The following is a 26,162-nucleotide window of genomic DNA, read 5'->3' as shown; positions in this document are numbered from 1 at the left end:
GTTTCTCCTTTAAACCCGCGCTGGGGCCGCTTGGGCGGCGCGCTCTTGGGTGCGCCCCTTGCCGGCGGCCTCGCCCAGGTGTTGGCGCAAAAAGTTTTGGAACAGGGTCATGCCCTGGGCGGTGGCGATGGACTCGGGGTGGAACTGCACCCCCTCCACCGGCAGCTCCCGGTGCCTGAGGCCCATGACCTCACCCTCCATGGTGTAGGCCGATATTACCAGAGGCGCGCTCACGCTGGCCTCGGGCACCACCAACGAATGGTAGCGGCAGGCCAGGAAGGGGTTGCGCAGGCCCTGGAACAGGCCCTTGCCGTCGTGGAACACCTCGCTGACCTTGCCGTGCATGGGCTTGCCCGAACGCACCACCTGGGCCCCGAAGACCTGGGCGATGGCCTGGTGGCCCAGGCAGACTCCCAGGATGGGGAAGCTCCCCGCGTAGCGCTCGATGGCCGCCAGGGTTATGCCCGAATCCTCGGGGCGCCCCGGCCCCGGCGAGATGATCATGGCCTCGGGCGCGTGTTCCTCGATTGCCTCCACCTGAACGGCATCATTGCGAAACACCTTGAGCTCGCAGCCCAGGCTGCCCAAGGCCTGCACGATGTTGTAGGTGAAGGAGTCGTAGTTGTCGATTACCACGATCATGCCAATCCCTCCGAGGCCAGCTTCAGGGCGGCCAGGCCCTGGGCGGCTTTGTGGCAGATTTCCTCGTATTCCATGGCCGGGTCGCTGTCGGCCACGATGCCCGCCCCGGCCTGCAGGGTGTAGCGGCCCTGGTCGAAGAGCATCATGCGGATGCCGATGCAGGTATCCATGTATTGGCCCGGCCCGAAGCAGCCCACCGCCCCGCCATAGGGGCCGCGGGCCACTCCTTCCAGCTCGTTGATTATCTCCATGGCCCTGACCTTGGGCGCGCCGGACAGGGTGCCCGCCGGGAAGGAGGCCTGGAAGGCGTCCCATACCGAGAGCTCCGGCTCCACCCGGCCGATGACTTGGGAGACGATGTGCATCACGTGGCTGTAGCGCTCTACGGTCATGTAGGGGCTCACCTGCACCGTGCCGTAGCGGCTAACCCGCCCGGCGTCGTTGCGGGCCAAATCCACCAGCATCACGTGCTCGGCCCGCTCCTTGACCGAGCTCATCATCTCCCGCTCCAGGGCCAGGTCCTTCTCCGGATCGGCCGAGCGGCCCCGGGTGCCCGCGATGGGCCGCAGATACACCTGGCCCTCCTTGACCTTGACCAGGGTCTCGGGCGAGGAGCCGGCCAGGGAGAAGCCGGGGTATTTCAGGAAAAACATGTAGGGCGAGGGGCTCTTGACCCGAAGCCAGCGGTACACGGCCAGGGGGTCGATGTCAGTCTCGCCGGTGAAGCGGGCCGAGGGCACCACCTGGAAGATGTCCCCGGCCATGATGTACTCCTTGGCCTTTTCCACCGCGGCCATGAAGGGCTCCTTGGCCGGCGGGTTGACTTCGAACCTCCCCGGCGGGGAGACCAGGCGGGCCGGCCGGTGCAGGCGCTCCACGATCTCGGCCAGCTTGGCCCGGCCTCGCTCGGGGCCGTCGGCCAGGGCCACCAGGATCAGGCGGCGGTGCAGATGGTCGAAAACCGCGAAGCAGGCCGGGAAGCAGAGCCAGGCCACGGGCAGCCGGTGGGGCTCTACCGGCGGCAGTTTTTCCACCAGGCGCACCGCCTCGTAGCTGACATAGCCCATGAACGAGCCCACAAAGGGCAGCTCGGGCAAGTCCTCCACGGCCAGGGCGTCGCTAAGCTCCTGGGCCGCCGCGAAGAACTCGCCCTCGGGCCGGGCCTGCTCCCCGTTTCCGTTGCTCACCAGCGTCTGGCCGCCCTGTAAACGCAAGGTGCGCAGGGGCTCCCAGGCCACGATGGAGTAGCGGCCCACCGAGTCCACCCCCTCCCCGCTTTCGAACAAGAAGGAGGTCTCCTCCCCCTGGCACAGCTTCACATAGGCGGACACCGGGGTGTCGGCGTCGGCCAAAAGCTCCTTGGTATAGGCTTGCAAGCTTCCCATGTTCATCCTTCGCGGCAAAAGAAAAGCCCACCGTCAATCTGACGGTGGGCTCGCTGTTAAGCGTGGGAGTTTAAGGACCTAAGCTGGTTTCCTCCCGGCGGAGCACACCGTCATCGGTGAACGCCACCAATAAAACCAGACCCCGAACACAGGGGCGCCGGCGGCTGCCGCCATGGGGCGGGCGCTCGTGCCTTCCTGGTTGGTCTGGATCCTTTGCATTTCGTATACAACTCCCGTGATGCTGTTCAGTATGGCCTTTGACCGATTTTTGTCAAGGGCAAATTTTTCGGCTCAGCGCCGCAGTGCGTCGGCGGTGTTGGAATAGCCCCGCTTTTCCCAGAACCCCTCCTGGGGCTTGGCGGTCAGTTCCAGGCGCACGATCCACTTGGCCCACTTGTAGCCCAGTTTGCCCGGCGCCACCAGCTGGAAGGGCCACCCCCGATTGGCGTCCAGGGACAAGCCATTGATTTTATAGCCTAACAGCACCTTGTCCCCGCGCAGGTACTCGAGGGGCAGTCCGGTGGAATAGCCCTCGGCGGTGTGGAACATGACCCAGGTGGCCTCGGGCCGGGGCCCCGCCAGGGCCAGCAGGTCGCGCAGGCGCACCCCCTGGTAGAGCAGGATTTCGTCCCAACCCTCCACGCAGGGCATCTTGACCACCTCCTTGACCGTGGGCAAGGCCAGCACCTGCTGGTAGGTCAGGCTGAGGGGTTTGCCCACCAGTCCCTCCACCTTGAGGCGGTAGGTGTCCTGGGCCACCTTTTGGGGACCGCGGATGGAGTTGTCGTAGTCGCGATGATAGGGGCTGAGCTTCACCCCGTCGTAGGTCTTGATCTCGTCTTGGGCCGCCGCCGGGACGCAGACGAGAGCCAGCGCGAGCAGGGCCAGACCGGCCGCCTTGAGCATGGCACATCCTCCCTCGAAAAACCTATTTCTTACTTAAAAGCTAATGATTGCGCCGGGGAGGGTCAAGGGCGGTGGATAGACGCCTATTGTTCCTCGTCGTTGGTGAACTCGGCCTCTTCGGCGGCCTGGCGCTCGGCCTTTTTCTTTTCCGTGGCCACCACCATCCAGATGGATATCTCGTAGAGGATGATCAGAGGCACGGCCATCATGATCTGGGTGACCACGTCCGGCGGGGTAAACATGGCTCCGGCCACGAACATGATGAGAATGGCGTACTTGCGATTTTTCTTGAGACCCTTGGCACTCACCACCCCGATGCGGCCCAAGAACACCAGCACCAGGGGCATCTCGAAGATGACCCCAAAGGCGAACAGCAGGGTGGCGCTGAAGCTCAGATAGGACTTGAGGCTGAGCATGGGCACGATGTCGTCGGTGGCGAAGCTCATGAAAAACTGGAAGGCGTAGGGGAACACCATGGTGTAGCAGAACACCGAGCCCACCATGAACAGTACCGAGGAGACCAGGACAAAGGGCCATACCGCCTTGCGCTCGTGGTCATAAAGGCCGGGGGCGATGAAACGCCAGAATTGATAGAAGATGATCGGCGAGGCCACCACGATGGCCGCCAAGAGGGATATCTTCAGGTAGGTGAAAAAGGCCTCGGCCGGCGCGGTGTAGATCAGCTTGGCCCCGGCGGGCATGGCCGCCTTCAGGGGCTGGGCCAGGCCCTGATAAAGCTCTTCCTTGAACAGATAGGTGCCTAAAAAGCACACCCCCACCGCGATGGCCGAACGCACCAGGCGGGAACGCAGCTCTTCCAGGTGGGCCAGGAAGGGCATGCGCGAATCGTCATCCTCCGTATCGGGATGCGCGTAGCGATTCTCTTCCGGGTCCGGCGGGGCGGCCCCTGGAGTCTGTTCCTGGTCCGACATCTAGGATTCTTTGCGATCTGGGCTGGGGGTGGTCTGGGGTTCTGGGGCCGGTTTGGGGTTTTCCGCCGCCGGGGGCTCGACCGGTTGGGCCGGGGCCTGGGCCACCTCCACGGAGGCCTGCTCCTGGGGATCCTCGGTCTGCTTCTTGATTTCCTTCATCAGGGCGTCGCGCCCCGAGAGGTCCAGGGTGGGCTCCTTGGGGGTAACCAAGGGGTTCACTTCGTCCAGAAGCTTGCGGGGATTGACTTCGTCCAGGGTCTCGCGGAAGGACTTGTTCAGGCCCTTGAGGTCTTGATAGGTCTCGTGCTCGGAAAACTCTTCCTTGATCTCATCGGCGGCCTTGCGGAACTGGCTTAGGCCCTTGCCCAAGCTTTTGGCCATATCCGGCAGCTTTTTGGGGCCCACCACGATGAGGGCGACCACCAAAATTATGAGAAGCTCGGGCATGCCGATGCCGAACATGCAACCCTCCTATAATTCAGCCGAAGTCTACTTTGGCCCATGGGCAGTGTCAAGGGCGGCCAAAAAAGAGGCCAGGCGTTGCGCCGTGGTTTGGTCCAGCCCTCCCCTGTCTTGCAGCTCCTCTGGCCCCGCTTTTTTCACCGCCGCCAGTGAGCCGAAGCTCTTGAGCAAACGGGAGCGCTTCTTGGGCCCGATGCCCGGCACCTCCTCCAGAATGGAGCGGGTAAGGGCCTTCTTGCGCAGCAGGCGGTGGTAACTGATGGCAAAACGGTGGGCCTCGTCCCTGAGGCGCATCACCAACAGCAACGCCGGATCGCCCGCCTTGAGGTTCACCGGGTTCTTGCGCAGCGGCAGGTAAATGCGATCCGGTTCGCCGGGCGCGCGGCCCTTGGCTATGGAGGCCAGGGCCGGGGGGTGCTCCGGCGCGGCGGCGGCCAGGGCCTGCACCGCCATGGCCAACTGACCCTTGCCGCCGTCCACGATGAGCAGATCCGGCGGAGGGTCGTCGCCGCCCAGCCGGCGGGCCAAGACGTGGGCCATGGCCGCGTAGTCGTCGCCCCCGCCCTCGCCGCCCATCACCTTGTAGCGGCGGTAGGCGTTCTTGTCCGCCGCGCCCCCCTGCATGGCCGAGAGCCCGGCCACGGTGAGGCTGCCCCCCAGGTGGGAGATGTCCAGGCACTCCATGGTCTCGGGCGGCCGCTCCAGGCCCAGCCGGTCGCCCAGGCGGGCCAGGGCCGCCGCCGGGCCGGGGCCCTCGTGGCGGGGCTGGGCCGCGTTGAGCTGGGCCATGTCCATTAGCTTGCGTTTCTCGCCCCGCTGGGGCAGGCGCAGCTCCACCTTGCGCCCCGCTTTCTCGCCCAGCACCTCGGCCACCAGCGAAGGGTCGGCGGGCATCTGGGAGACCAGCACCAACGGCGGCGGCACGGCCACCTCGTACAGGGCCAGCAAGGCCTGGGACATGGTCTCGCCCGGTTCCTGGGCGGCCCGGCTAAGGTCGTGCACCCGGCTGCCCACCACCTGCCCCCCGCGCACCCGCACCTGGGCCAGGCGCACGCCTTCCTCGCTGTGGTGCAGGGCCACCGCGTCGAGGTCCTCCTCCTGGGGGGCCGACACCCGCTGGCGCTCCAGGGTGCGGCTCAGGGCCTGCCAACGGTCGCGCAACAGGGCCGCCTCCTCGAAGCGTTCGGCCTGGGCCGCCTGGTCCATCTCCTCGTGCAGCCGCTTGGCCAGCTCCTCGCCCTGGCCCGCGAAAAACGCCTGCATCTGTTTGACCAGCCCGGCGTAGTCCTGTTTGCTTATCTTCTCGGCGCAAGGGGCGGGGCAGCGGCCGGTTTCGTAGTCCAGGCAGGGGCGGGCCCGGTTGCGGATGGTGTGGTCCGAGCAGCGGCGCAGGGGGAAGATGCGCTGCAACAGGTACATGGTCTGGCGGGCTGCTCCGGCGCTGCCGAAGGGCCCGTAATACTGGGCCCCGTCGCTGAGTTTGGGGCGGCGCACCAGGGACAGGCGGGGGAAGTCGTGCTCCAGGTTCAGGCGGAAGTAAGGGTAGGATTTGTCATCGCGCAAGTCGGCGTTGTAGCGGGGGCGGTGCTTTTTGATCAGGGTGTTTTCCAGCAGAAGGGCTTCCTTCTCGCTGGCGGTGATCACGAAATCCACCGCGGCCACCTGCTTGACCATGGTGGCCACCTTGTTGGCGTACCAGGTGGGGCCGGCGGGCGGGCGGGTGTAGGAGGTCAGCCGGTTCTTGAGATGCTTGGCCTTGCCCACGTAGATCACCCGTCCCCGGGCGTCCTTCATCAGGTACACGCCGGGGTTCAGGGGCACGTGGGCCAGGGCCTGTTTTATGACCTCGGCGCCACGGGGCTTGTCTGTGGTCTGCGTGGTGGCCAAGCGCTACTCTAGCCGTGATTAGTTTTTGTCGGGTTTCGCTTCGCTCCACCCAACCTACACGATTGCCCTGAGACTCTTTTCTCTTACTTTCCCGCCTGGCTTACCTTCATCGCCTCGCCGTCCACGAACTCCAGGATCAGGGGGTTGACCACTTCCGGCTTCTCCAGCATGAGGAAATGCCCCACCCCGTCGACGGTGCGGTAGGTCAGACTGGGGAACAGGACGCGCAACTGCTGCTCCTGATCCGGCGGCACATAAGGGGTCAGGGCGACGATGGCCAGAGCGGGCACTTGGCTAGGTTGCATATCCCAGTTGGCCGGCTTGATGAACTCGGCCATGGAGCTTTGGCCCACGTGCCAGGGCGTGGCCAGGGCCTGGGCCAGAATCCACTGGCGCAGGGCGGGCGGGGCGTTGGGGCCCTCTATGGCCGCGAAAAAGGGCTTCACCTTGGACTGGCCGTCAGGGCCCGCGAACTGGGCGCCAAAGGCGGCCGCCTCCGCCAGCCATTTTTCGCGGGCCGCCGGGTCCTGGGGCGGCCGGTCCAGAGCCCCGTCCATGGAGATGATGCCTCGCACTCTATCCGGATGCCGCAAGGCCACCCGCCGGGCCACCGCCGCGCCCATGCTGTGGCCCATGAGCACCGCGCTCTTGACCCCGGCCTGGTCCATCACCGCCAGCACCGAGCGGGCCAAGAGCTCCTGGGTGTAGCTCACCCGGGGCGCGTCGCTTTGGCCGAAACCGATCATATCCAGGGCGATGACCCGGTGGCCCTTGGCCAGGGCGGGCACCTGCTCCCGCCAAAACTTTTGGTTGCACAACCAGCCGTGGATAAGCACCAGGGCGGGCCCACCCTGCCCCTGGTCGGTGTAATAGACTTTGTGCCCGTCCAGGGTGGCGTAGGCCCCCGGCCCCGCTGAGGCCAGGGCGGGCAGCATTATGGCCAGGGCCAGCAAACAGGCGGCCACTATCTTCCAGCAACGCTTCATGCCAATTCCTTCCAGGCCAACTCCTGGGCCTGCAGCTCCTTGATCTGGTCGCGGATCAGCGCCGCCTCCTCGAAGCGCAGGTCCTTGGCCATCTGCTCCATCTCCTGGCGCAGGCGGGCGATCTCCTGGGGTATCTCCTCGGGCTCCAGCTCCGGGCCGGTTTCGGCCAGGGGCACCGTGGTGTAGTCGGCCTCCAGCTCATGGGGCAGCATGGCCCCGATGGCCTTCTTGATGCTCACCGGGGTGATGTGGTGCTCTTGGTTGTACTCCATCTGCACCTGCCGCCGCCGCTCGGTCTCCTCCATGGCCTGGGCCATGGAATCGGTCACCTTGTCGGCGTAGAGCAGAACCCGGCCGTCAACGTTGCGCGCCGCCCGGCCCGTGGTCTGGATCAGCGAGCGGGTGGAGCGCAGGAAGCCCTCGCGGTCGGCGTCCAGGATGGCCACCAGGCTCACCTCGGGCAAATCCAGGCCCTCGCGCAACAGGTTGATGCCCACCAGCACGTCGAACACGCCCTTGCGCAGGTCGCGGATGATCTCCACCCGCTCGATGGTGTCGATATCGCTGTGCAGGTAGCGCACCTTGAGGCCCATCTCGTCGAAATATTCGGTGAGCTCCTCGGCCATGCGCTTGGTCAGGGTGGTCACCAGGGCCCGCTCGCCCCGTCCCACCACCAGGCGCAGTTCACCCAACAGGTCGTCCACCTGGCCCGAGGCGGGGCGCACCTCGATCACGGGGTCCATCAGCCCGGTGGGGCGGATGATCTGTTCCACCACCACCCCCTCGGCCTGGGTCAGCTCGTAGTCGGCCGGGGTGGCCGAAACGTAGACGATCTGGTCGGTGTGGGTCTCGAACTCGCCAAAGTTCAGCGGCCGGTTGTCCAGGGCGCTGGGCAAGCGGAAGCCGTATTCCACCAGGGTCTCCTTGCGGGAGCGGTCGCCGAAGTACATGCCCCGCACCTGGGGCATGCTGATGTGGCTCTCGTCCACGATCAACAGCCAGCGCTTGGGGAAATAGTCCAGCAGGGTGGGCGGGGCCTGGCCCGGAGCCCGGCCGGTGAGGTGGCGGGAGTAGTTCTCGATGCCGTGGCAGTAGCCCAGCTCCTTCATCATCTCCAGGTCGAACAGGGTGCGCTCGCGGATGCGCTGGGCCTCGATGAGCTTGCCCTGGGCCTCGAATTCGGCCAGGCGTTCGCCCAACTCGCTGCGGATGGCGCTCATGGCCTGCACCCGGATGGTCTCGTTGGTCACGTAGTGGCTGGCCGGGAAGATGGTCACCCGGGGGGCCCGCTCCAGGGCCACCCCGCGCAGGGGGTCGATGAAGGCGATCTCCTCCACCTCGTCGCCGAAAAAGGAGATGCGCACCGCCCGGTCTTCCTCGTAGGCGGGGAAGATCTCCACCGTGTCGCCGCGCACCCGAAAGGTGCCCCGGTGAAAGGAGTATTCGTTGCGCTCGTAGAGCATCTCCACCAGCTTGCGCAGGATTTCGTCGCGGTCCGCCTCCTGGCCCTGCTCCAAATAGACGATCATGTCCGCATAGACCTCGGGCGAGCCCAGGCCGTAGATACACGACACACTGGCCACGATGATCACGTCCTGGCGGGAGAGCAGGGCATAGGTGGCCGCGTGGCGCATCTTGTCGATGCGCTCGTTGATGGACGAATCCTTTTCGATGTAGGTGTCGCTGGCCGGGATGTAGGCCTCGGGCTGGTAGTAGTCGTAGTAGGAGACGAAGTACTCCACCGCGTTGTGGGGGAACAGGGCCTTGAACTCGCCGTAGAGCTGGGCGGCTAGGGTCTTGTTGGGGGCCAGCACCAGGGCGGGCAGGCCGGCGTTGGCCACCACGTTGGCCATGGTGAAGGTCTTGCCGCTGCCGGTGACCCCCAGGAGCACCTGGTGCTTGATCCCCTCGGCCAGGCCGTGGGTAAGCTCCTCGATGGCCCGGGGCTGGTCGCCCTGGGGGGAGAACTCGCTCACCAGCTCGAAGTCGGCCCGGCTGGGCGCGGTGCGCCACCAGTGGGAGGTGAAGTCGCTTTCCCGGCTCATGCGCCCTCCCCCGGGAAAAGGCGGGCCATGTCTTGCTCCACCTCTTTTAGCCAGGCCGCCCGCTGGGCGGCGTCGCTCAGGCACACCACCCCGAACAGGCGGCGGTGGAACTCAAGCTCCGCGCACAGGCCGAACACGCAGTCGCGCCACAGGCGCTCCAGGGGATCGCCGAAGGCCTCCAGCTCCCGCGCCGCCGGGGTGTTGCCGGTGTTGTAGACCACCGCCGCCTTGGCGGGCAGCAGGCCCTGGGGCACCCCCTCCCCGCCGTCGCCCTCCAGGAAACGATAGGCCCGGCCGGGACGAAACACCCGGTCGATCCAGCCCTTCATGATGGCCGGGGGCATGCCCCACCAGTTGGGGTGCACGATGACGATGCCCTGTGCCCGCTCCAGGTCGCGGCAGTGCGCTTCCACCGAAGGCGGCAGCTCGGCCTGCTCGCTTATCTCCCCCGCGCCCAGCAGGGGGTCGAAGCCCTCGGCGCAGAGGTCGCGCAGCACCACCTCGTGGCCCAAGCCGCGCAGGGCGGCCACTGCCGTGTCCGCGATGGCCGCGTTGAAGCTGGCCGGATCGGGATGGGCCAGCACCACCAGAAGCTGCATGGCGCTTGCTCCTAGGAAAAGGTGATCTCGCCGTAATAGTCGGGCACCCGCTCCCGGAAGGAGCGGGCGAAGCGCTCGGGGAAGATGACCCGGCGCACGTCGCCGATCTCGAACCCCAGGTTGCCGAAGACCCGCCACTCCCGCTCCATGTAGTAGTTCTTCTCGTCGGCCGGGGGAAGGCCTTCCTCGTAGAACTTCACGAAGCTGAAGAAGTGGTAGACCAGGAAATTGAACAGGTCGGTCAGGTCGGGGGGCTCGCCCGGCCGGGCCTCGCCCTCTGGCGGAGCGGCCTGGCCGCTCTTGTAGGCGTCGTAAAAGGCCCAGAGCTGGTCGTGTTTTTCGTCGAACAACGCGGCCAGGGTCTTGGCCCGGCCCTCGGGGGCGGTGATCAGGGAGTTGCGGGCCACGTAATACACCGGGTTGGCCCCGCGCTCGATGAGGAACTTCTTGCGAAACGACAGGCCGAAGCGGCTGAACTTGCCCATGTGGATGCCCAGGTCGGGCACCGGGATGTCGGAGAAGCACACCACGTTGGAGCGGTAGGCCTCGTTGCCCGAAAAGGGCATGTCCGGCTGAAAGGCCACCCGGCCGTCAACGTTCTTGCCCAGGGTGCCCGAGCGCAGGATTCGCACCAACAGCTCGAACTGCTGCTCATGGGCGTTGTACTCATGGCGGAAGCTGCGGCCCACGAAGTGGGTCAGTTCATCGCTGACGTAGCGCTGCATGCTCATGGCCGGGCTCCTTTTTTTATTCGGCCAGCCGCCAGCGGGTGCCGGTGGGGCTGTCCTCCAACACCACCCCCAGGGCGGTGATCTCGTCACGGATGCGGTCGGCGGTGGCGAAGTCCTTGTCCTGGCGGGCCTGGGCCCGCTGGGCGATGAGATCCTCGATATGGGCCGGGTCCGGCCCATCCCCGGCTTCCGGGGCGCTGGACTGCAAGAACTCCACCGGGTTCTCGCCCAAGAGGCCCAAACGGCCGCCCAACTGCTTCAGGCGGGCGGCGGCCAGGGCCAGCAGCGCCTGCTTGGCCGAGACCTCCTTTTGCCCGCCCTTGCCCAGCATGGGCTGGCGGGGGGCCGGCTCCGGCGCGGCGGCCAGGCGGTTGGCGGTCTTGGCCAGGCTGAACAGGGCTCCCAAGGCGCGGGGGGTGTTGAAGTCGTCGTCCATGGCCGCCTCGAACTCCGCGGCGTGGCCGTCGATCTCGCGCATCCACTCCAGCTCCTCGGGGCGGGTCAGGCGCTGGGCCAGGGTCAGGTCGGCGGGCGGGGCGGACTCGCGCAGGGCCAGGTAGAGCCGCTCCAGGCCCTGCCCGGCCTCCTTGAGGGCCTGGTCGCTGAAGTCCAGGGGCGAGCGGTAGTGCTTGGACAGCAGGAACAGCCGAAGCGCCTCGGGCTTCACGGTCTTGAGGATGTCGTCCACGGTAAAGAAGTTGCCCAGGGACTTGGACATCTTCTCGTGGTTCACCCTGACAAAGCCGTTGTGGATCCAGTAACGGGCAAAGGGCTGGTCGTTGAGCGCCTCGGACTGGGCCACCTCGTTCTCGTGGTGGGGGAACAGGAGGTCCTCGCCGCCGCCGTGGATGTCAAAGGTGGCGCCCAGGTACTCCTGGCTCATCACCGAGCACTCGATGTGCCAGCCGGGACGGCCCGGCCCCCAGGGGCTGTCCCAAGAGGGTTCGCCGGGCTTGGAGCCCTTCCACAGCACAAAGTCCACGGGGTTCTTCTTACGCTCGTCCACCGCGATGCGGGCCCCGGCCTGCATCTGGTCCAGCTCCCGGTGGCTCAGCTTGCCGTACTCGGGGAAGCTGTTCACCGCGAACAGCACATCGCCGCCCTCCACGGGATAGGCGTGGCCCTTGTCGATGAGCTTTTGCACCGAGTCGATGATCCCCTGGATGTGCTCGGTGGCCCGGGGCTCCTGGGTGGCCGGGAGCACCTTCAGGGCTTCCATGGCCCGGGTGAAGGCCGCGATGTTGTCCTTGGTCAGTTCCCGCCAATCCTGGCCGGTTTCACCCGCCCGCTTGATGATCTTGTCGTCGATGTCGGTGAAGTTGCGCACATAGGCGACCTTCCACCCCTTGGAGCGGAAATGGCGGTGGATGGCGTCAAAGGCCACGTAACAGCGGGCGTGGCCGATGTGGGGCGAGTCGTAGACCGTCACCCCGCACACGTACATGCTCACCTGGCCGGGCACCAGGGGCTGAAACTCTTCTTTTTGCCGGGTCTGGGTGTTGTAGATAACCAGGGACATCAGCTTCTCCGCTTACGCAGGCAGGTTGAGTTTTTTATCGAGGGGCGATCACCACTGTGGCCCAGGCGGCCAGGCCTTCCTCGCGGCCCACGAACCCCAGGCCCTCGGTGGTGCTGGCCGCCAGGTTGACCTCGCCGGTCTCCAGGTCCATAGCCTGGGCCAGCTTGGCCCGCATGGCCGGGTAGTGGGGGGCGATCTTGGGCCGCTGGGCCAGGATGGTCAGGCTGACCTGGGCGGGCCGCCAACCCTGGGCGGCCAGGCGCTCCAGCACTCGGGCCAACAGCTCCATGCTGTCGGCGTCCTTGTAGGCCGGGTCGCTGTCCGGGAACATCTGCCCGATGTCCCCCAGCCCGGCGGCGGCCAGCAGGGCGTCCATCAGGGCATGGACGGCCACGTCGGCGTCGGAGTGGCCCAGCAGCCCGGTCTCATGGGGGATATCCACCCCGGCCAAGACCAGGCGGCGGCCCGGCGCCAGGCGGTGGGCGTCAAACCCCTGCCCCACCCGCATGGCCGGGCCCATGATCCCCTGGGCCAAGGCCAGGTCCTCGGGGGTGGTGATTTTCAAATTGTCGCGGCTGCCCATGACCAGCTTCACCTTTTCCCCCATGCGCTCCACCAGACCGGCCTCGTCGGTGGCGTAAAAGCCATCCGCCGTTGCCTGGGCCAGGGCCCGCTCCAGCAGGTCGCGCCGGAAAACCTGGGGTGTCTGCACCAACCACAATTGGGAGCGGTCCAGGGTGGACTGGGCCAGATCGCCCTCCCCGGCCTGCTTGATCGTGTCGGCCGCCGGCACCGCAGCGATGGCCGCCCCGGTCTGGGCGGCGGCGGCCAGCACCCGGGCGAACAACTCGGGCCGAGCCAGGGGCCGGGCCGCGTCGTGCACCACCAGCCACTCCGCGCCCAAACGGGCGGCCCGGGCCACCCCGGCGGCCACGCTGTCTTGGCGCTGGGCCCCGCCGGGCACCACGGCGGCCACCTTGGCCAGGCCGTAGGGCTCCACGCAGGCGCGCCAGGTTTCATCCTCCGCGCCGGGCGGGCAAACCACCACCACCGCCTGGACCTGGGGCGTGGCCTCCAGCACCATGAGGGTGCGGGTAAGCAGGGGACGCCCGGCCAGGGGCAAAAATTGTTTGGGGCGCTCCCCGCCCAGGCGGGTCCCCGCCCCGGCGGCGGGCACCACCGCCACCACCATGCCTTGCATAAAACCCCTAAGGCAAATAATTAAAAAGAATTCTAGTATCCCCGGACGGGAGGCGCAAGGCCGGGTCTATTCCTGGCTTGCGCGGCGGCTCACTTCCCGGTGATAGGCGGCGGCCACCTCGCTGTGGTCCAGCATGCCCAGGATGGACAACTTGCCGTCTTTATGCTCGGTTACCGGCAGTTGGCCGTAGCCGCTCTCCAAAAAGACCAGCAGGGCGTCGTAGAGGCTCTGATCCAGCCGCAGGCTGACCGGCGGGGTGCACAATTCGCCCACCACCACCAGATCCTTGAGGGCGTCCTCAAACAGCACGGTGCGCACGTTGGTCACCGAGAGCAGCCCGATCATGGTGCCCTGCGCGTTGGTGACCGGAAATACCGCCTGACCGCTGGCGGCTACCGCCCGGCGCAGGTCCACGAACCGGGTGGAGGCGGGCAGGGTCTGGAATGGCTTGTCCGGCTGGAACACCTCGCCCACGGTCAGCTTTTCCATGACGTTGACGGTGAGGTCGCCTTCGTGGGCCGGGGAGTTGAATTTGTCGGCCACCTGCTTTTCGTAGATGCTGCTGCCCCGGTTGAACAGGATGGCGATGACCGACACCAGCATAAGGGGGGGCAACAGGGCGTAGGACTGGGTCATCTCGGTGACCATGATCAAGGCGCCCAGGGGAGCCTTGGCCGCGCCGGAAAAGAAGGCGGCCATGCCCACCAGGACGTAGGCCCCCGGCTGGGTGACCACCTCGGGAAAGAGCATGTGCCCCACCTGGCCCACCACTCCGCCGATCATGCCGCCGATGAACAGAGTGGGGCCGAACACCCCGCCGCTGCCCCCGCTGCCGATGGTCAAGCTGGTGGTGGCGATCTTGGCCGAGGCGGCTAGGCACATGATGAGGATGCTCAGCTGGCCGTAGATGGCCGCTTGCAGATAGCCGTAGCCGCCGCCGATGGCCTGGGGCACGAACAGGGCGATGGCCCCCACCCCCAGGCCGCCCAGCATGGGGCGGAAATGCTTGGGAATGCTCAGGCGGCGAAAGGCGTCGCGGGTGCCGTAGAACACCTTGACGTACAGCCCGCCCACCGGGGCGCAGACCAGGCCCAGCACCGCGAAGATGGGAAGCTGGCGGGGGTCGTGGGCCACGAAGCCGGGGGTGGCGAAGATGGGATCAAAACCAAAGACAAAGGTAAATATGGAAAAGGCGATCACCGAGCTTATGACGCAGGGGATGATGGCCTCGCTCTCGAAGTCCTCGCGGTAGAGCACCTCGACGCTGGTGATGGCCGCGCCCAGGGGGGCCCGGAAGATGGCCCCCAGGCCGCCCGCGCAACCGGCCAGCATGAAGATGCGCCGCTCCTGCACCGACAGCTTAAGGATACGCGACACCCAGGAACCGAACCCGGCCCCGATCTGGGCTATGGGTCCCTCGCGCCCGGCCGAGCCGCCGGTGGACAGGGTGACGATGGAGGCAAAGGCCTTTATAAACGGCACCCTGGTGCGGATGAAGCCCTTAAGATTGTGAAAGGCCGAGATCATGGCGTCCATGCCGTGACCCTCGGCCTCAGGAGCGAAGGTATAGACCACCAGGCCGGAGATGAGCCCGCCGATGGCCGGGATGAAAAACAACAGCCAGGGCCGGTAGGGGGTATTGGCCACCAGATGGACCAGTTGCTCGCCCGCCGGTTCCGGAGCCGGGGAGCCGGCCAGATAGGCCAGGCAGAACCAGCGGGACCATTCCAGGGCCACGAAAAAGGCGATGGCCCCCAGGCCGGACACCGCCCCGATGAGCACGCTAATGGCGATGCGCCGAGTAGGGTCTTGGCGGTAAAACGCCATCAAATCAGTCAGGTGAAAGATGGAACGTTTGGCTTTTGCGGCCGCGGGGATCATACTTTTGTGACCCTTAGGGTTATCTGGCGGATACCACAGCGAAAAATACCACCCCTATAGCATATGTCAACGTGGTTACATCGACATCTACGCTATTGCCAAGGCCAGTTTCAAGATATAGGGTGGTTGAAGTGGTCGTAGTTTGTAAGTTTTTCCATGGAGTGCATACATGGCCAAGGCGACGGTTCTGGTGGTCGAGGACGAAAAGGACATCCTCGACGTGGTGGATTTCAACCTGCGCCAAGCGGGCTACCGGGTGTTCAAGGCCACCGACGGGGCCGAGGGCCTGCGCCTGGCCAAGCACGAGGTACCCGACCTGGTGGTGCTGGACCTGATGTTGCCCGGCATGGACGGCAAGGAAGTGTGCCGGCGGCTCAAGGCCGGGGAGGACACCCGGGGCATCCCGGTGCTCATGCTCACCGCCCTGTCCAGCGAGACCGACCGCATTATCGGCTTTGAGATCGGGGCCGACGACTATCTTACCAAGCCCTTCAGCCCCCGGGAGCTGGCGCTCAGGGTGCAGGCCATCCTGCGCCGCAGCCAGGAACCCGCCGTGGACACCGGGCACCTGACCATTGCCGGTCTGAGCATAGACCCGGAGCGTCACGTGGCCCAGGCCGGCGACGAGGTGCTGGACCTTACCGCCACCGAGTTCAAGCTCTTGCATTACCTGGCCGCCCACGCCGGCAAGGTGCAGACCCGTGAAATACTCCTGTCGCGGGTGTGGGGCTATGCCTACGAGGGCTACGCCCGCACCGTGGACACCCACATCCGCCGCCTGCGCAAAAAGCTGGGCGCCCTGGCCGACCGCATCGAAACGGTGCGCGGCATCGGCTACCGTTTCCGGGAAGAACGGTGAAAGCGCGCCTGAGCTTCCAGGGCTGGATATTGGGGGGCTGCCTGGTGGTGGTGGTCAGCACCCTGATATTCGTGGCCGTGGTGATGGAGCGCTCGTTGAGCAGCCACATGCTCGAAGTGGTGCGCAGCTCCATGCAGCGGGAAATTCTTACGGTGCGCGAGGTGGTGCGCGACCGCTGGCGTCCCGGCGAGGGCATCGCCGCCGGGGACAAGCTGGCCGACGAGCTGGGCCGCATCGTGGGGGCCAGGGTCACCCTCATCACCCCCCAGGGCAAGGTGGTGGGCGACAGCCAGATGGCCGAGGACAAGGTCCCGGAGATGATGAACCACTCCGACCGGCCCGAGATCATCCAGGCCATGAAGGAGGGCGAGGGTTCCTCGGTGCGCTACAGCTCCACCCTGGGCCTGGATTTGATGTACACCGCCCTGCGCCTCACCGGCCCGGAAGGCAAGGTTCTCTTCGTGCGCCTGGCCTTGCCGCTCAGCCAGGTGCAACAAGCGCTCAGCCGCACCAGGGATTTGGTGCTCTGGGCGGTGTTTTTGGGCGTGCTGCTGTCCATCGGGGTGGCCTATCTGGTGGCCCGCAGCCTGAGCCGCCCGGTGCAGTTGCTTACCCGCACCGCGGCCGGCATCGCCGCCGGCGACCTGTCCAAGCGCTTCATCCGATACCCCCGCCACGAGATAGGGGAGCTGGGTCAGGCCTTCGACCAGATGGCCGACAACCTGCAAAGCACCATCAACGACATCACCGAATCCCGCGACCGCCTGGAGGCCATCCTCAGGGGCATGGTGGAAGGGGTCCTGGTCATCGACAACGACGGCCAGGTGCTGTTGGCCAACCGGGCCCTGATGAAGATGCTGGAGCTAAAGGCGGTGCCCCCCGGCCGCCTGCCCTCGGAGATAATCCGCAACGCGGACCTGCTGGAGGCCCTGGACGAGGCGCGGGCCGGCGAGGACTACGTCTGGCGCGAGATCCAGACCTTGGGCAGCACCCCCCGCTTCCTGGAGGCCCACGTGGTGCGCATCAACGGCGGCGCCGCCGGCGAGCCGGGCCTGGTGTGCGTGTTGCACGACATCACCGAGCGCAAGCGCCTGGAAAAGACCCGCCGCGACCTGGTGGCCAACGTGTCCCACGAGCTGCGCACCCCGCTCACCGCGGTGCGCGGCGCGGCCGAGACTCTCCTGGACGGCGCCCTGGACAGCCCCCAATACGCCCGCCACTTCGCCGAGTTGATCCTGCGGCAGAGCCACCGCATGGAGCGCCTGGTACAGGACCTCATGGAGTTGGCCCGCCTGGAGTCCGGCGAGTCGCCGCCGCGCCTCAGGGAAATCGACGCGGCCGAGCTGGCCGACTCGGTGCTGGAGGGAGTGACCGACCTGGCCCAGGCCCAGGGCGTGGAGCTGGGGAGGCGCCTGCCGCGCGACCCCTTGGTGTTCGCCGCCGACGGCCGCCAGGTGGAGCAGGCGGTGCTGAACCTCTTGGACAACGCCATCAAATACACCGGCCAGGGGGGCCGGGTGACCCTGGCCATGGAAGAAGACGACGGCCAGGCGGTCATCAGCGTGAGCGACACCGGGCCGGGCATTGCCGCCGAGTATCTGCCCCGTCTGTTCGAGCGCTTTTTCCGGGTGGACAACAACCGCTCCCGCGAACTGGGAGGCACCGGCCTGGGATTGGCCATTGTCAAACACATCGCCCAGGTGCATCATGGCAAGGTGGAGGTGACGAGCACCCCCGGAGAGGGCAGCACCTTCCGGCTCATCCTCCCCCTGAGCCAAGCGGAGGATGCATGAATCCAAGCGGTGGAGTTCGGGCATGGTCCCCCCTCTCAACATCGGCATAATCCGCGACGAGAGGTTTTTGCGGCACCAAACCGGCCTGTCCCACCCCGAAACTCCCCAGCGTCTGTCCGTGGTTCACCGCATGTTGGACTACGATTTCGCCGCTTCCTTTCGCGAGCGTTCGGCCGAGCCCGCCACCCTGGAACAGGTGGAGGCCTTGCACACCCCGGACTACGTGCGCATGGTCATCGCCACCGCCCGGCGACGCTTCACCAACCTGGCCGCCGACACCACCGCCAGTTCCGAGAGCTGCTTCACCTCGTTTCTGGCCGCCGGGGCCTGCATCCGGGGGGCGCGGGAGCTCTTGGCCGGAGACTATCAGGCGGCCCTGGCCCTGGTGCGCCCACCGGGACACCATGCCCAGCCGGCCAAGGCCGAGGGTTTTTGTATCCTCAACAACCTGGGCATCACCGCCCTGGAGTTGGTGCGCCGGGGGCTCAAGCGCGTGCTCATCGTGGACTGGGACCTGCACCACGGCAACGGGCTGCAAAAGGTCTTTTACGAATCCCCCGAGGTGTTCTACTTCTCCAGCCACCACCTGCACTCCTACCCCCACACCGGAGACTGGGAGGAGGCCGGGGCCGGGGCCGGCGAGGGCTACACCGTGAACCTGTGCCTGCCACCCGGCGCGGACGATAACGACGTGGTGGAGCTTTACCGCCAGTTGCTGCCCACGGTGGTGGAGCGCTACCGGCCCCAGATAATCCTGGTGGCCGCCGGTTTCGACGCCCACCGGGAAGACCCCCTGAGCAACCTGAGCATGAGCGCCGCCGGTTTCGGCGCTTTGGGGCAGCTGGTGGCCGACCTGGGCCCCCGGGGCTGCGGGGCGCCCGTGCTCCTGGCCCTGGAGGGCGGCTACGAGCCCACCGACCTGGCCGAATGCCTGCGCCAGGTGCTCCTGGCCTGGCAGGGCGATCCCACCATGCTGGAGCGCGCCTCCAGCGACCGGGGGGCCCAGTGGGCCGAGCAGGCCCGGGCGGTGCACCGCCGCTACGGCGTGTGGATGGACTGAGGTAGGCCATGGAGAGAGCCCGCATAGCCAGCCACCAGGAAGGGGCCAATCTTCCCGACTACCAAGCGGCGCGCCGCCATTTTTCCTGGGGCCAGTGCGAATCAGAGTTTTCCTGGAGCCAAAGCGGCCGGCTCAACCTGGCCTACGAGGCGGTGGACCGCTGGGCCCTGGGCTCCAAGGCCGATCACACCGCGCTCATGTTCGCCCGGGGCGGCGAGTCCGAGTCCGTTAGCTTTCGCCGCCTGCATCGGGAATCCTGCCGCCTGGCCAACCTGCTGGCTTCCCTGGGCCTGAGTCAGGGCCAGTGCCTGGCCATATTGCTGCCCGCCACGGTGGAGAGCTATTTCATCCAGGTGGCCTGCGCCCGCCTGGGAGTGCCCTACTGCTGCCTTTCCCCCTACCTCACCCGCGAGCAGCTTATCGAGAAGCTGGGCTGCCTGCTCCCCGCCGTTTTGGTAACCGAGCCCGGCCTGGCCCAGCGCCTCCCCTGGGAACACCGTCCCGCGGGCATCAAGGTAATCTATATCTGCGAGCCGGCCGGGGGCATGGAGCCCGGCGACCTGTGCCTGAACGAGGCCGCGCGGGGTCAGGCCCTGGAGCACGAACCCGTCTGGGTGGGAGCCCAGCACCCCCTGTCCATCAGCTTCACCAACTCGCCGGACGGCCCGGCCAAGGCGGTGGTGCACTCCCACGGCGACATGGCCGGGCAACTGATGAGCGCCCGCTGGGTGCTTGATCTCAAGGACGCCTCGGTGCTGTGGTGCGATCTGGACCCCTGGGGCATCGCGGCCACGGTGTACGGCGCCTGGGCCCCCTGGCTCTGCGGAGTGACCAGCGTGACCCAGGCCGAGCCCATGCCCGCCTCCACTTGGTACCGCACCCTGGAGGCCCTGAAGGTAACCACCCTCTACAGCAGCCCGGAGCGCTTGCGCCAACTGGTCGAGGCTGGCGACGACTTGCCGGGCCGATATGACCTGAGCCGCCTGCAACACCTGGCCACCCTGGGCGAGCCCCTGGACGCCAAGCTGTTTTTCTGGACCCGCAACAACCTGGGCCTGCCGCCCCACGACACCTGGTGGTCGGCCTACACCGGCATCATCTCCCTGGCCAACCTGCCCTGCCTGGACATCCGCCTGGCCTCCTGCGGCAAGCCCCTGCCGGGCATCGAGGCGGCGGTGGTCGATGGCCAGGGACGGGCCCAAAGCCTGCTGACCCTGGGCGAGCTGTCCCTACGGCCGGACTGGCCCGGCCTGGCGGGCGGCTTCTGGGAACAGGGGCACGTGGTCCCCCTGGAGCACGACCCCAACCAATGGTTGCGCACCGGGGACCTGGCCTTGACCGACGAGGACGGATATTTCTACATGCAAGGCCGCGCCGACGACCTTATCCGGGTGCAGGACCACATGGTGGGACCCCACGAGGTGGAAAGCCTGCTGGCCGCCCACGCGGCCGTGGAGGAAGTGGCGGTGATCGCGCGCCCCGGAGACGAGTATCGGCCGGTGTTCAAGGCCTTCGTGGTGCCCAGGGCGGGTTGGGCTCCCAGCACGCGGTTGCGGCGGGAGTTGCTGGACCACGCCCTATCGCGCCTGGCCCCCCTCACCCCCTTGGCCGATATGGAGTTCGTGGACTCCATGCCCCGCAACGCGGCCGGGCGTTTGTTGCGCCGGGCGCTTCGGGCGGCGGACCTGGGCCTGCCCCTGGGCGACACCAGCCATATGGAATAAGAATCAGCGCAGGGGATTGTAGGGGTCGCCATGCTCCAGGCGTTCTTGGAGTCTGGCCTGTGCCTCCCCCCGCGGGAGTTGGCCCTCCATCTTGGCGCTTACCACCACTGCACCGTCCTGATTGGTATAGAGGGCCTCGGCCTTGGCCCAGCCCCGCTGGTCCACCGAGGTCACGGTCACGGTGCAGGTAATGGTGTCGCCGAAAAACACCGGCCCCCGAAAACGAAAATCCATGCCCGTGGCCAGCCAGGCCAACTGTCCGCCCACCTCGCAGACCATGCCCGCGGTCAAAAGCCCGTGCAGAATGAGTTGGGGAAAGCCCCTGACTCCGGCGAATTCCGGGTCGTAGTGCACCGGGTTGTAGTCGCGGGTCAGTTCCCCAAACGCCTCGGTCTCGGTCTGGCTGAAAGTGCGGGTCACGGTGAAGACGTCACCGGCCTTCAAGCCTTGGGCGGCCTTTTCACGCATGCGGCTCATGAATCCTCCTCCGGCTGGGCCATTGCGCCCAGCATAAACGCGAAAAGCGGAGGAGGCAAGCCGGATGGTTTTCGCGCCTCATATTGGTTTTTTCTATTTTAAATAGTATTTATTGTCGGATAAATAAATAGTAGGTTTGGAAGGGGGCCGGTGGCCATGAGCTTAGAACGTAAATGCATCCTGGTGCTATTGGACGGTTTGGCGGACCGCGCGCAGCCCTCCTTGCGGGGGCGGACGCCCTTGGAGGCGGCCGAGACCCCCAACCTAGACAGCCTGGCCGCCGAGGGAGCTTGCGGCTATTTCCATGCCTTGTCCCCGGGCCAGGCCCTGTCCAGCGAGGCGGCCCACTTTTTCATGATGGGCTACTCCCCGGAGGAATTTCCCGGCCGGGGTTATTTGGAGGCCCTGGGCGAGGAACTGGAATTCGGACCGGAGGACATCCTCCTGCTGGCCCACCTGGCCCGTGCTCGCCGGGAGGGCGACCGCCTGGTCTTGGCCGAGAAAAAACCGCGCCTGCCCGAGGAGGAGGCCAAGGAGTTTTTCTCCCTGGTGCGCGCCTACCAGGGCCCGCGGGGCGCGGCCCGGTTGGAGCACACCAAGGGCTCCAGCGGCGTTTTGATATTAAGCGGCGGGGCGCTGGCGGCCTCGATCACCGACAGCGACCCCATGTATCCTGGTCTGCCCCTCATGGAGCCGTTGCCCTGGGAGGGAGCCGAAAGCGATCCCGCCGCCCTCAATACCTGCGCCCTACTCGCCGACTACCTGGCCTGGGCCCATCGTCGCCTGGCGGTCCATCCCCTGAACACCGAGGCCGCCCGGCCGGTCAACGCGGTGATCACCCAGCGGGCGGGCCGCGCGCCTCGCGGCTTGTCCACCATTGCCCAGCGCTGGGGGCTGCGGGCGCTCTCCATTTCCTCGGCCCCCATCTACCGGGGGGTGTTCCGGGCCCTGGGGGCCTCGGCCCTGGTGGTGCCAGAAGGCGCGAACCCGGGCCGCGACCTAACGGCCAAGCTGGCCTTGGCGGCGGAGCGCCTGGATGAATTCGATCTCATCCACGTGCACAGCAAGGCCCCGGACGAAGCGGGCCACGCCAAGGACCCCCAACGCAAGCGCGAGGCCATCGCCGCCCTGGACGCGGGGCTGGGCGAGGGCCTCCAGGCCCTAAAGGGGCGCGAGGTCTTGCTGGTGGTCACCGGGGACCACTCCACCGCCTGCTCGGGAGCGATGGTGCACTCCGGCGAGCCCTCGCCCCTGCTCATGCACGGCCCGGACGTGTGGCGCGACCAGGCCGACGCCTTTCATGAAACCGCCTGCGCCCGGGGAGCCCTGGGCCTCTTGCGCGGGCCGGAGCTGATGTACACTATCCTTAACGGCCTGGACCGGGGCAAGCTTTGGGGCCTGAGGGACAACCCCCGCGACCTGCCCTATTACCCCGCCGCCCGGCGGGCCCTGTCCCTGAAAGATTGAGCCGCATCATGCAGCAAACAGCCGAGCGCGTATACCGGGACAAGCCCGAGGCCCTGCCCCTGCCCCCCCCCGACCTGCTGGTCCCCGAGGAACTGGAGCGCCTGAGGCGCGCCTCCGGGGTTGCGGTGGTGGAGTTGGCCGGGCGCGACAGCGTGGCCGCCGCCCTCAAGGCGGTGGATGAGGCCGGGTTTAAAACCCTGATACCCACCTACGTGTACACCGGCAGCGAGCACGGTTCCTGGGAGGAGGTGCCCCAGGCCTGGCGGCGCCTGCGCCACGCCCTGCCCGAGGCGGTGGAGCTGACCGATCTGCTGGTCATGGGCTCTCCCCGGTTCTGGCGGGCCCTCAACGGCCGCTATTTGCAAGAGCTGACCCGCCGCTACGGCTTCAGCCCGGTGTGTCCCGGCTGCCACCTTTACTTGCACGCGGCACGCATTCCCTTGGCCCAGAGCCTGGGCGGAGTGCCGGTGGTGGCGGGCGAGCGCCTCAGCCACGACGGACGGGAAAAGCTCAACCAGGTGGCCCCGGCCCAAAAGGCCTACCAAGAGTTGTTCCATGGCTATGGCCTGGAACTGGCCTTGCCGCTGGCCCAGGTTACCGACGGCCGGGAGATCGAGAAGATTCTGGGCCTGCCCTGGCCCGAGGGCGGGGAGCAGTTGGGCTGCGTGTTCAGCGGCAACTACCTGGACCCCCAAGGCGCCTTGCGGGTATCACTGGAGAGCCTGGAGGCCTACTTCCGGGAATTCGCCCTGCCCCTGGCTTCCCTGGTAACCACCGCCTACCTGGAGGGCCGGACGCCGGACCACCTGGCCCTGGCCCAAGGACTGCTGTCCGCCTAGGGTGCTGGCCTTGGCCGGGGCCCCGGCTTATACTAAGTTGTAGCCAAGTGGTTTCCGAGCCACCTCACCCCAAGCGGAATCGAGCCTTGCCCAAAGACCAAGACAAGACGCCCGCCCCGCCTCCCACCGCCGCCGGTCACGGCCTGGGGCAACAGGAGGCCATGCGCAACGTGGTGGCCTCCATGAGCGACGGGCTCATGGTCATCAACCAGGACGGGGAGATCATCTTCACCAACCCCGCCCTGAGCGGCATCCTGGACCTGTTGCCCGACGAGATGCTGGGCCGGGGCTGGGCCGAGCTGTTCTTTAATGAATCGGCCAACCGCGAGTTCAACCAGATCATCGTGGACGTGGTTACCGAGCGCATCTACCACTACAACAAGCAGGTCACCTACAAGGTGCCCCACGGCGCGACCAAGGATCTGATCATCACCACCGCCTTGTTGCCCAGCGCCGACCAGAAGGGCGAGGTGGGCGGGGTGCTGGTCATGTTCAAGGACGTGAGCGAACTGACCCAGCTGCACCGCCGTTCGCGAGAGTTGCTGCGCCAGTCGCAGCGACTGTTCCAGGAAAAGCTGGAGAGCCTGGACCGCCTGGCCCGGGCGGTGGCCCATGAGATACGCAACCCGGTGACCACCATCGGGGGCCTGGCCGCCCGCCTGTTGAGCGACAAGCCCGCAGACAGCCGCGACGCCCTCTATTTAAAGCGTATCTTGGATGGCACCGCCCGCTTGGAGCGGGTGGTGGAGGAGGTGCGGGGCTACGCCGACCTGCCCACTCCGGTGCACCGCAAGGTCAACCTGGCCAAGTGGTTGATCGACACGGTGGCCCCCTTCCGCAGCAAGGCCCGGCGGCAAGGGGTGCGGCTAACCTTGAGCGGGGTGGTCAAGGGCCGCGAAAACACCGAGGCCCTTATCGACCCTTCCCTGCTGCGCCAGATCATGCAAATAGTCATAACCAACGCCCTGGAGGCCATGCCCAAGGGGGGACGGCTCAAGATAGAGCTGTCGTGCGATAAAATCAGCGGAGTTATCTCGGTAATCGACAACGGCAAGGGCATGAACCCGGCGGACCTGCCCTATGTCTTCGATCCCTTTTTCACCACCAAGACCGACGCGGTGGGCATGAGCCTGGCCGTGGCCAAGCGCATCGCCATGGAGCACCAGGGCGACCTCACGGTGATCAGCCGCCCCGGCAAGGGCACCACCTTCACCCTGACCATTCCCCAGAGCGGCGGCTTGCTGGACGAGCGCGCCCCCAACGGCAGCCCCCGCCTACCCGAGATGAAGTAGTCGGCAACCCGGCGCGGATTTTTACAGGCCCAGAAAGGCCCGGCGCACCTCGTCGGAGGCCAGCAGCTCCTTGGCCGGCCCCTCTTGACGGATGCTGCCGGTTTGCAGGATATAGGCCCAGTCGGAAAGCTCCAGGGCCTCCAAAACGTTCTGCTCCACCAACAGCACCGTGGTCTCGCCCTCGGCCTGCAGGCGGCGCACCGTCTCGAACACCTCGGAAACCATGAGCGGGGCCAGGCCCAGGCTGGGCTCGTCTAGCATCAGCAGCTTGGGCTTGCTCATCAGGCCGCGCCCAATGGCCGCCATCTGCTGCTCGCCGCCGCTCATGGAGCCCACCGCCTGTTTCTTGCGCTCGGCCAGGCGGGGGAACAGCTCGTAAACGTGCTCCAGGTTGCGCCGCTTGGCCGCCTCGTCGGCCACGGTGTAGGCCCCCAGCAGGAGGTTGTCCTCCACGCTCAGGGGGCCGAAGAGCCGCCGCCCCTCGGGCACGTAGATCACCCCCCGGCGCACGATCTCCTCGGTGCGCAGACGGTCGATGCGTTGGCCGGCGAAGCGGATCTCCCCGGCTGAGAGCTTCACCGCGCCCATGATGGCCTTGAGCAGGGTGCTCTTGCCCGCCCCGTTGGCCCCCACCACGCCCACGGTCTGGTTGAGCCGCACGTTTATGGACAGATCGCGCATCACCGGCAGGCCGGAATAGCGGACGGTGATGCCCTTGACCTCAAGCATCGCCGTTCTCCTGTTGCCGCTTTACGTAATGATCGCCCAAATAGGCGCGCACCACCTCCGGGTCCTTGACCACCGCGGCGGGGTCGCCCTCGGCGATTTTCTCCCCGCTCTCCAAGACCACCACCCGGTGGCTAAGCTTCATGACCATCTCCAGCACGTGCTCGGTGAGCAGCAGAGCCACCCCCCGCTCGCCGTGGATGCGCCGGAGCAGTTCTATGAGCCCCTCGATTTCCGAAGGGTTGAGCCCGGCGCCCACCTCGTCCAACAGGATCAGCTTGGGGTCGCTGGCCAGGGCGGTGGCCAGGGCCACCCGCTTCTGGGCGGCCACCGGCAGCTCGGTCATCATGGCCTTGGCCGCGTCGGCGATGCCCAAAAACTCCATGGTCTCTAGGGCCGCCTTGCGCGCCGCGGTTCGCGAGCCGGTGCGCATGAACGAGCCCACCATCACGTTTTCCACCACCTTGAGATCGCCCGAGGCCTGGAAAATCTGGAAGGTGCGGGCCAGGCCCAGACGGGCCACCTGGAAGTCGCTCAGGGCGGTGATGTCCCGGCCGTCAAAGACCACCCGGCCGGAGGTTATCTGGTGGAAACCGGCGATGCAGTTGAACAGGGTGGTCTTGCCCGCCCCGTTGGGCCCGATGAGCCCAACCACCTCCTCCTGGCCCACCTCGAAGGAGACATCGTGGTTGGCCACCAGCCCCCCGAAGCGCTTGGTCACCTTGTCTACCTGCAATAGCGCCATGGCC

The 26,162-nt window shown here is 66.6% G+C and carries 23 protein-coding genes; 7 read left to right on the top strand and 16 right to left on the bottom strand.

The annotated features are described in order from the left end of the window. Positions 1-9: 9 nt before the first annotated feature. The 13 genes from AACH32_RS06540 to AACH32_RS06480 all read right to left on the bottom strand — a co-directional run bounded on the left by AACH32_RS06540 (position 10) and on the right by AACH32_RS06480 (position 15,122). Entirely contained in the window at positions 10-642 is a 633-nt protein-coding gene (locus AACH32_RS06540; protein ID WP_338605978.1) for an anthranilate synthase component II, read from the bottom strand. Then, entirely contained in the window at positions 639-2,027 is a 1,389-nt protein-coding gene (locus AACH32_RS06535) for an anthranilate synthase component I family protein (protein ID WP_338605977.1), read from the bottom strand. The genes AACH32_RS06540 and AACH32_RS06535 overlap by 4 nt, the downstream gene beginning before the upstream one ends. Positions 2,028-2,318: 291 nt before the next feature. Next, the gene (locus AACH32_RS06530) at positions 2,319-2,933 is read right to left on the bottom strand and encodes a molybdopterin-dependent oxidoreductase (RefSeq protein WP_338605976.1); all 615 of its coding nucleotides are present in this window, start codon (positions 2,931-2,933) and stop codon (positions 2,319-2,321) included. An 83-nt stretch (positions 2,934-3,016) separates the two neighbouring features. After that, the gene (gene tatC / locus AACH32_RS06525; RefSeq protein ID WP_434062353.1) at positions 3,017-3,772 is read right to left on the bottom strand and encodes a twin-arginine translocase subunit TatC; all 756 of its coding nucleotides are present in this window, start codon (positions 3,770-3,772) and stop codon (positions 3,017-3,019) included. 93 nt (positions 3,773-3,865) lie between these two features. Further along, positions 3,866-4,327 (bottom strand): Sec-independent protein translocase protein TatB, encoded by a 462-nt coding sequence (tatB, locus tag AACH32_RS06520; protein ID WP_338605974.1) that lies wholly within the window; start codon positions 4,325-4,327, stop codon positions 3,866-3,868. A 27-nt stretch (positions 4,328-4,354) separates the two neighbouring features. Beyond that, on the bottom strand, positions 4,355-6,214 hold the full coding sequence (uvrC, locus tag AACH32_RS06515; RefSeq protein WP_338605973.1) for an excinuclease ABC subunit UvrC: 1,860 nt from the start codon (positions 6,212-6,214) through the stop codon (positions 4,355-4,357). 83 nt (positions 6,215-6,297) lie between these two features. After that, positions 6,298-7,200, bottom strand: coding sequence for an alpha/beta fold hydrolase (locus tag AACH32_RS06510; protein WP_338605972.1), 903 nt, complete (start codon positions 7,198-7,200; stop codon positions 6,298-6,300). Then, a complete protein-coding gene (gene uvrB / locus AACH32_RS06505; protein ID WP_338605971.1) occupies positions 7,197-9,245 on the bottom strand; it encodes an excinuclease ABC subunit UvrB in 2,049 nt (682 codons plus the stop codon). Before uvrB ends, AACH32_RS06510 begins: the two co-directional genes overlap by 4 nt. Further along, positions 9,242-9,844: an NAD(P)H-dependent oxidoreductase gene (locus AACH32_RS06500; RefSeq protein ID WP_338605970.1), complete on the bottom strand. Its 603-nt coding sequence runs from the start codon at positions 9,842-9,844 to the stop codon at positions 9,242-9,244. Before AACH32_RS06500 ends, uvrB begins: the two co-directional genes overlap by 4 nt. 11 nt (positions 9,845-9,855) lie before the next feature. Then, positions 9,856-10,575 (bottom strand): abortive infection system antitoxin AbiGi family protein, encoded by a 720-nt coding sequence (locus AACH32_RS06495; RefSeq protein WP_338605969.1) that lies wholly within the window; start codon positions 10,573-10,575, stop codon positions 9,856-9,858. Positions 10,576-10,591: 16 nt separating this feature from the next. Beyond that, entirely contained in the window at positions 10,592-12,094 is a 1,503-nt protein-coding gene (gene cysS, locus AACH32_RS06490; RefSeq protein WP_338605968.1) for a cysteine--tRNA ligase, read from the bottom strand. A 34-nt stretch (positions 12,095-12,128) separates the two neighbouring features. Then, positions 12,129-13,295, bottom strand: a complete 1,167-nt coding sequence (gene ispD / locus AACH32_RS06485; protein ID WP_338605967.1) for a 2-C-methyl-D-erythritol 4-phosphate cytidylyltransferase — start codon at positions 13,293-13,295, stop codon at positions 12,129-12,131. 66 nt (positions 13,296-13,361) lie between these two features. Then, the gene (locus AACH32_RS06480; RefSeq protein WP_338605966.1) at positions 13,362-15,122 is read right to left on the bottom strand and encodes a chloride channel protein; all 1,761 of its coding nucleotides are present in this window, start codon (positions 15,120-15,122) and stop codon (positions 13,362-13,364) included. Positions 15,123-15,345: 223 nt separating this feature from the next. Between AACH32_RS06480 and AACH32_RS06475 the strand changes: the two genes are divergently transcribed. From AACH32_RS06475 to AACH32_RS06460, 4 genes are read left to right on the top strand one after another with little or no spacing between them, the layout of a single operon-like run. Further along, positions 15,346-16,035 carry a response regulator transcription factor gene (locus AACH32_RS06475; protein ID WP_338605965.1) on the top strand — a complete coding sequence of 230 codons (690 nt, stop codon included), beginning with the start codon at positions 15,346-15,348 and terminating at the stop codon, positions 16,033-16,035. Continuing rightward, entirely contained in the window at positions 16,032-17,828 is a 1,797-nt protein-coding gene (locus AACH32_RS06470) for a sensor histidine kinase (RefSeq protein ID WP_338605964.1), read from the top strand. Before AACH32_RS06475 ends, AACH32_RS06470 begins: the two co-directional genes overlap by 4 nt. A gap of 22 nt (positions 17,829-17,850) precedes the next feature. Next, the gene (locus AACH32_RS06465) at positions 17,851-18,888 is read left to right on the top strand and encodes a histone deacetylase family protein (RefSeq protein ID WP_338605963.1); all 1,038 of its coding nucleotides are present in this window, start codon (positions 17,851-17,853) and stop codon (positions 18,886-18,888) included. An 8-nt stretch (positions 18,889-18,896) separates the two neighbouring features. Further along, positions 18,897-20,612, top strand: a complete 1,716-nt coding sequence (locus AACH32_RS06460) for an AMP-binding protein (RefSeq protein WP_338605962.1) — start codon at positions 18,897-18,899, stop codon at positions 20,610-20,612. A 3-nt stretch (positions 20,613-20,615) separates the two neighbouring features. On the opposite strand, the gene AACH32_RS06455 is transcribed toward AACH32_RS06460, so the two are convergent. Beyond that, on the bottom strand, positions 20,616-21,089 hold the full coding sequence (locus AACH32_RS06455; RefSeq protein ID WP_338605961.1) for a MaoC family dehydratase: 474 nt from the start codon (positions 21,087-21,089) through the stop codon (positions 20,616-20,618). 156 nt (positions 21,090-21,245) lie between these two features. Here AACH32_RS06455 and AACH32_RS06450 point away from each other — a divergent pair, with 156 nt between their 5' ends. From AACH32_RS06450 to AACH32_RS06440, 3 genes are all read left to right on the top strand, one after another. Beyond that, entirely contained in the window at positions 21,246-22,556 is a 1,311-nt protein-coding gene (locus tag AACH32_RS06450; RefSeq protein WP_338605960.1) for an alkaline phosphatase family protein, read from the top strand. 8 nt (positions 22,557-22,564) lie between these two features. Then, a complete protein-coding gene (locus tag AACH32_RS06445) occupies positions 22,565-23,395 on the top strand; it encodes a hypothetical protein (RefSeq protein ID WP_338605959.1) in 831 nt (276 codons plus the stop codon). An 86-nt stretch (positions 23,396-23,481) separates the two neighbouring features. Further along, the gene (locus AACH32_RS06440; RefSeq protein ID WP_338605958.1) at positions 23,482-24,687 is read left to right on the top strand and encodes a two-component system sensor histidine kinase NtrB; all 1,206 of its coding nucleotides are present in this window, start codon (positions 23,482-23,484) and stop codon (positions 24,685-24,687) included. A 21-nt stretch (positions 24,688-24,708) separates the two neighbouring features. Here AACH32_RS06440 and AACH32_RS06435 read toward each other — a convergent pair whose 3' ends face one another. Further along, complete coding sequence (locus AACH32_RS06435) at positions 24,709-25,416, bottom strand: ABC transporter ATP-binding protein (protein ID WP_338605957.1); 708 nt, start codon at positions 25,414-25,416, stop codon at positions 24,709-24,711. Next, on the bottom strand, positions 25,409-26,158 hold the full coding sequence (locus AACH32_RS06430) for an ABC transporter ATP-binding protein (protein ID WP_338605956.1): 750 nt from the start codon (positions 26,156-26,158) through the stop codon (positions 25,409-25,411). Before AACH32_RS06430 ends, AACH32_RS06435 begins: the two co-directional genes overlap by 8 nt. Between the last annotated feature and the right edge of the window lie 4 nt (positions 26,159-26,162).

It is taken from the genome of Desulfoferula mesophila (assembly GCF_037076455.1).
Taxonomy (GTDB): Bacteria; Desulfobacterota; Desulfarculia; order Desulfarculales; family Desulfarculaceae; genus Desulfoferula; species Desulfoferula mesophila.
The sequence above is the reverse complement of the archived record's forward strand: the minus strand, read 5'-3'. Positions and strand labels throughout refer to the sequence as shown.

Excerpts from the sequence above, each read along its gene's own strand:
- AACH32_RS06430 (WP_338605956.1), bottom strand. The coding sequence starts at position 26,158 with ATGGCGCTATTGCAGGTAGACAAGGTGACCAAGCGCTTCGGGGGGCTG.
- AACH32_RS06540 (WP_338605978.1), bottom strand. The coding sequence starts at position 642 with ATGATCGTGGTAATCGACAACTACGACTCCTTCACCTACAACATCGTG.
- AACH32_RS06465 (WP_338605963.1), top strand. The coding sequence starts at position 17,851 with ATGGTCCCCCCTCTCAACATCGGCATAATCCGCGACGAGAGGTTTTTG.
- AACH32_RS06450 (WP_338605960.1), top strand. The coding sequence starts at position 21,246 with ATGAGCTTAGAACGTAAATGCATCCTGGTGCTATTGGACGGTTTGGCG.
- AACH32_RS06455 (WP_338605961.1), bottom strand. The coding sequence starts at position 21,089 with ATGAGCCGCATGCGTGAAAAGGCCGCCCAAGGCTTGAAGGCCGGTGAC.
- AACH32_RS06530 (WP_338605976.1), bottom strand. The coding sequence starts at position 2,933 with ATGCTCAAGGCGGCCGGTCTGGCCCTGCTCGCGCTGGCTCTCGTCTGC.
- AACH32_RS06445 (WP_338605959.1), top strand. The coding sequence starts at position 22,565 with ATGCAGCAAACAGCCGAGCGCGTATACCGGGACAAGCCCGAGGCCCTG.
- tatC (WP_434062353.1), bottom strand. The coding sequence starts at position 3,772 with ATGCCCTTCCTGGCCCACCTGGAAGAGCTGCGTTCCCGCCTGGTGCGT.
- AACH32_RS06460 (WP_338605962.1), top strand. The coding sequence starts at position 18,897 with ATGGAGAGAGCCCGCATAGCCAGCCACCAGGAAGGGGCCAATCTTCCC.
- cysS (WP_338605968.1), bottom strand. The coding sequence starts at position 12,094 with ATGTCCCTGGTTATCTACAACACCCAGACCCGGCAAAAAGAAGAGTTT.
- AACH32_RS06495 (WP_338605969.1), bottom strand. The coding sequence starts at position 10,575 with ATGAGCATGCAGCGCTACGTCAGCGATGAACTGACCCACTTCGTGGGC.
- tatB (WP_338605974.1), bottom strand. The coding sequence starts at position 4,327 with ATGTTCGGCATCGGCATGCCCGAGCTTCTCATAATTTTGGTGGTCGCC.
- AACH32_RS06480 (WP_338605966.1), bottom strand. The coding sequence starts at position 15,122 with ATGGCGTTTTACCGCCAAGACCCTACTCGGCGCATCGCCATTAGCGTG.
- AACH32_RS06535 (WP_338605977.1), bottom strand. The coding sequence starts at position 2,027 with ATGGGAAGCTTGCAAGCCTATACCAAGGAGCTTTTGGCCGACGCCGAC.
- uvrB (WP_338605971.1), bottom strand. The coding sequence starts at position 9,245 with ATGAGCCGGGAAAGCGACTTCACCTCCCACTGGTGGCGCACCGCGCCC.
- AACH32_RS06510 (WP_338605972.1), bottom strand. The coding sequence starts at position 7,200 with ATGAAGCGTTGCTGGAAGATAGTGGCCGCCTGTTTGCTGGCCCTGGCC.
- ispD (WP_338605967.1), bottom strand. The coding sequence starts at position 13,295 with ATGCAAGGCATGGTGGTGGCGGTGGTGCCCGCCGCCGGGGCGGGGACC.
- AACH32_RS06475 (WP_338605965.1), top strand. The coding sequence starts at position 15,346 with ATGGCCAAGGCGACGGTTCTGGTGGTCGAGGACGAAAAGGACATCCTC.
- AACH32_RS06500 (WP_338605970.1), bottom strand. The coding sequence starts at position 9,844 with ATGCAGCTTCTGGTGGTGCTGGCCCATCCCGATCCGGCCAGCTTCAAC.
- AACH32_RS06435 (WP_338605957.1), bottom strand. The coding sequence starts at position 25,416 with ATGCTTGAGGTCAAGGGCATCACCGTCCGCTATTCCGGCCTGCCGGTG.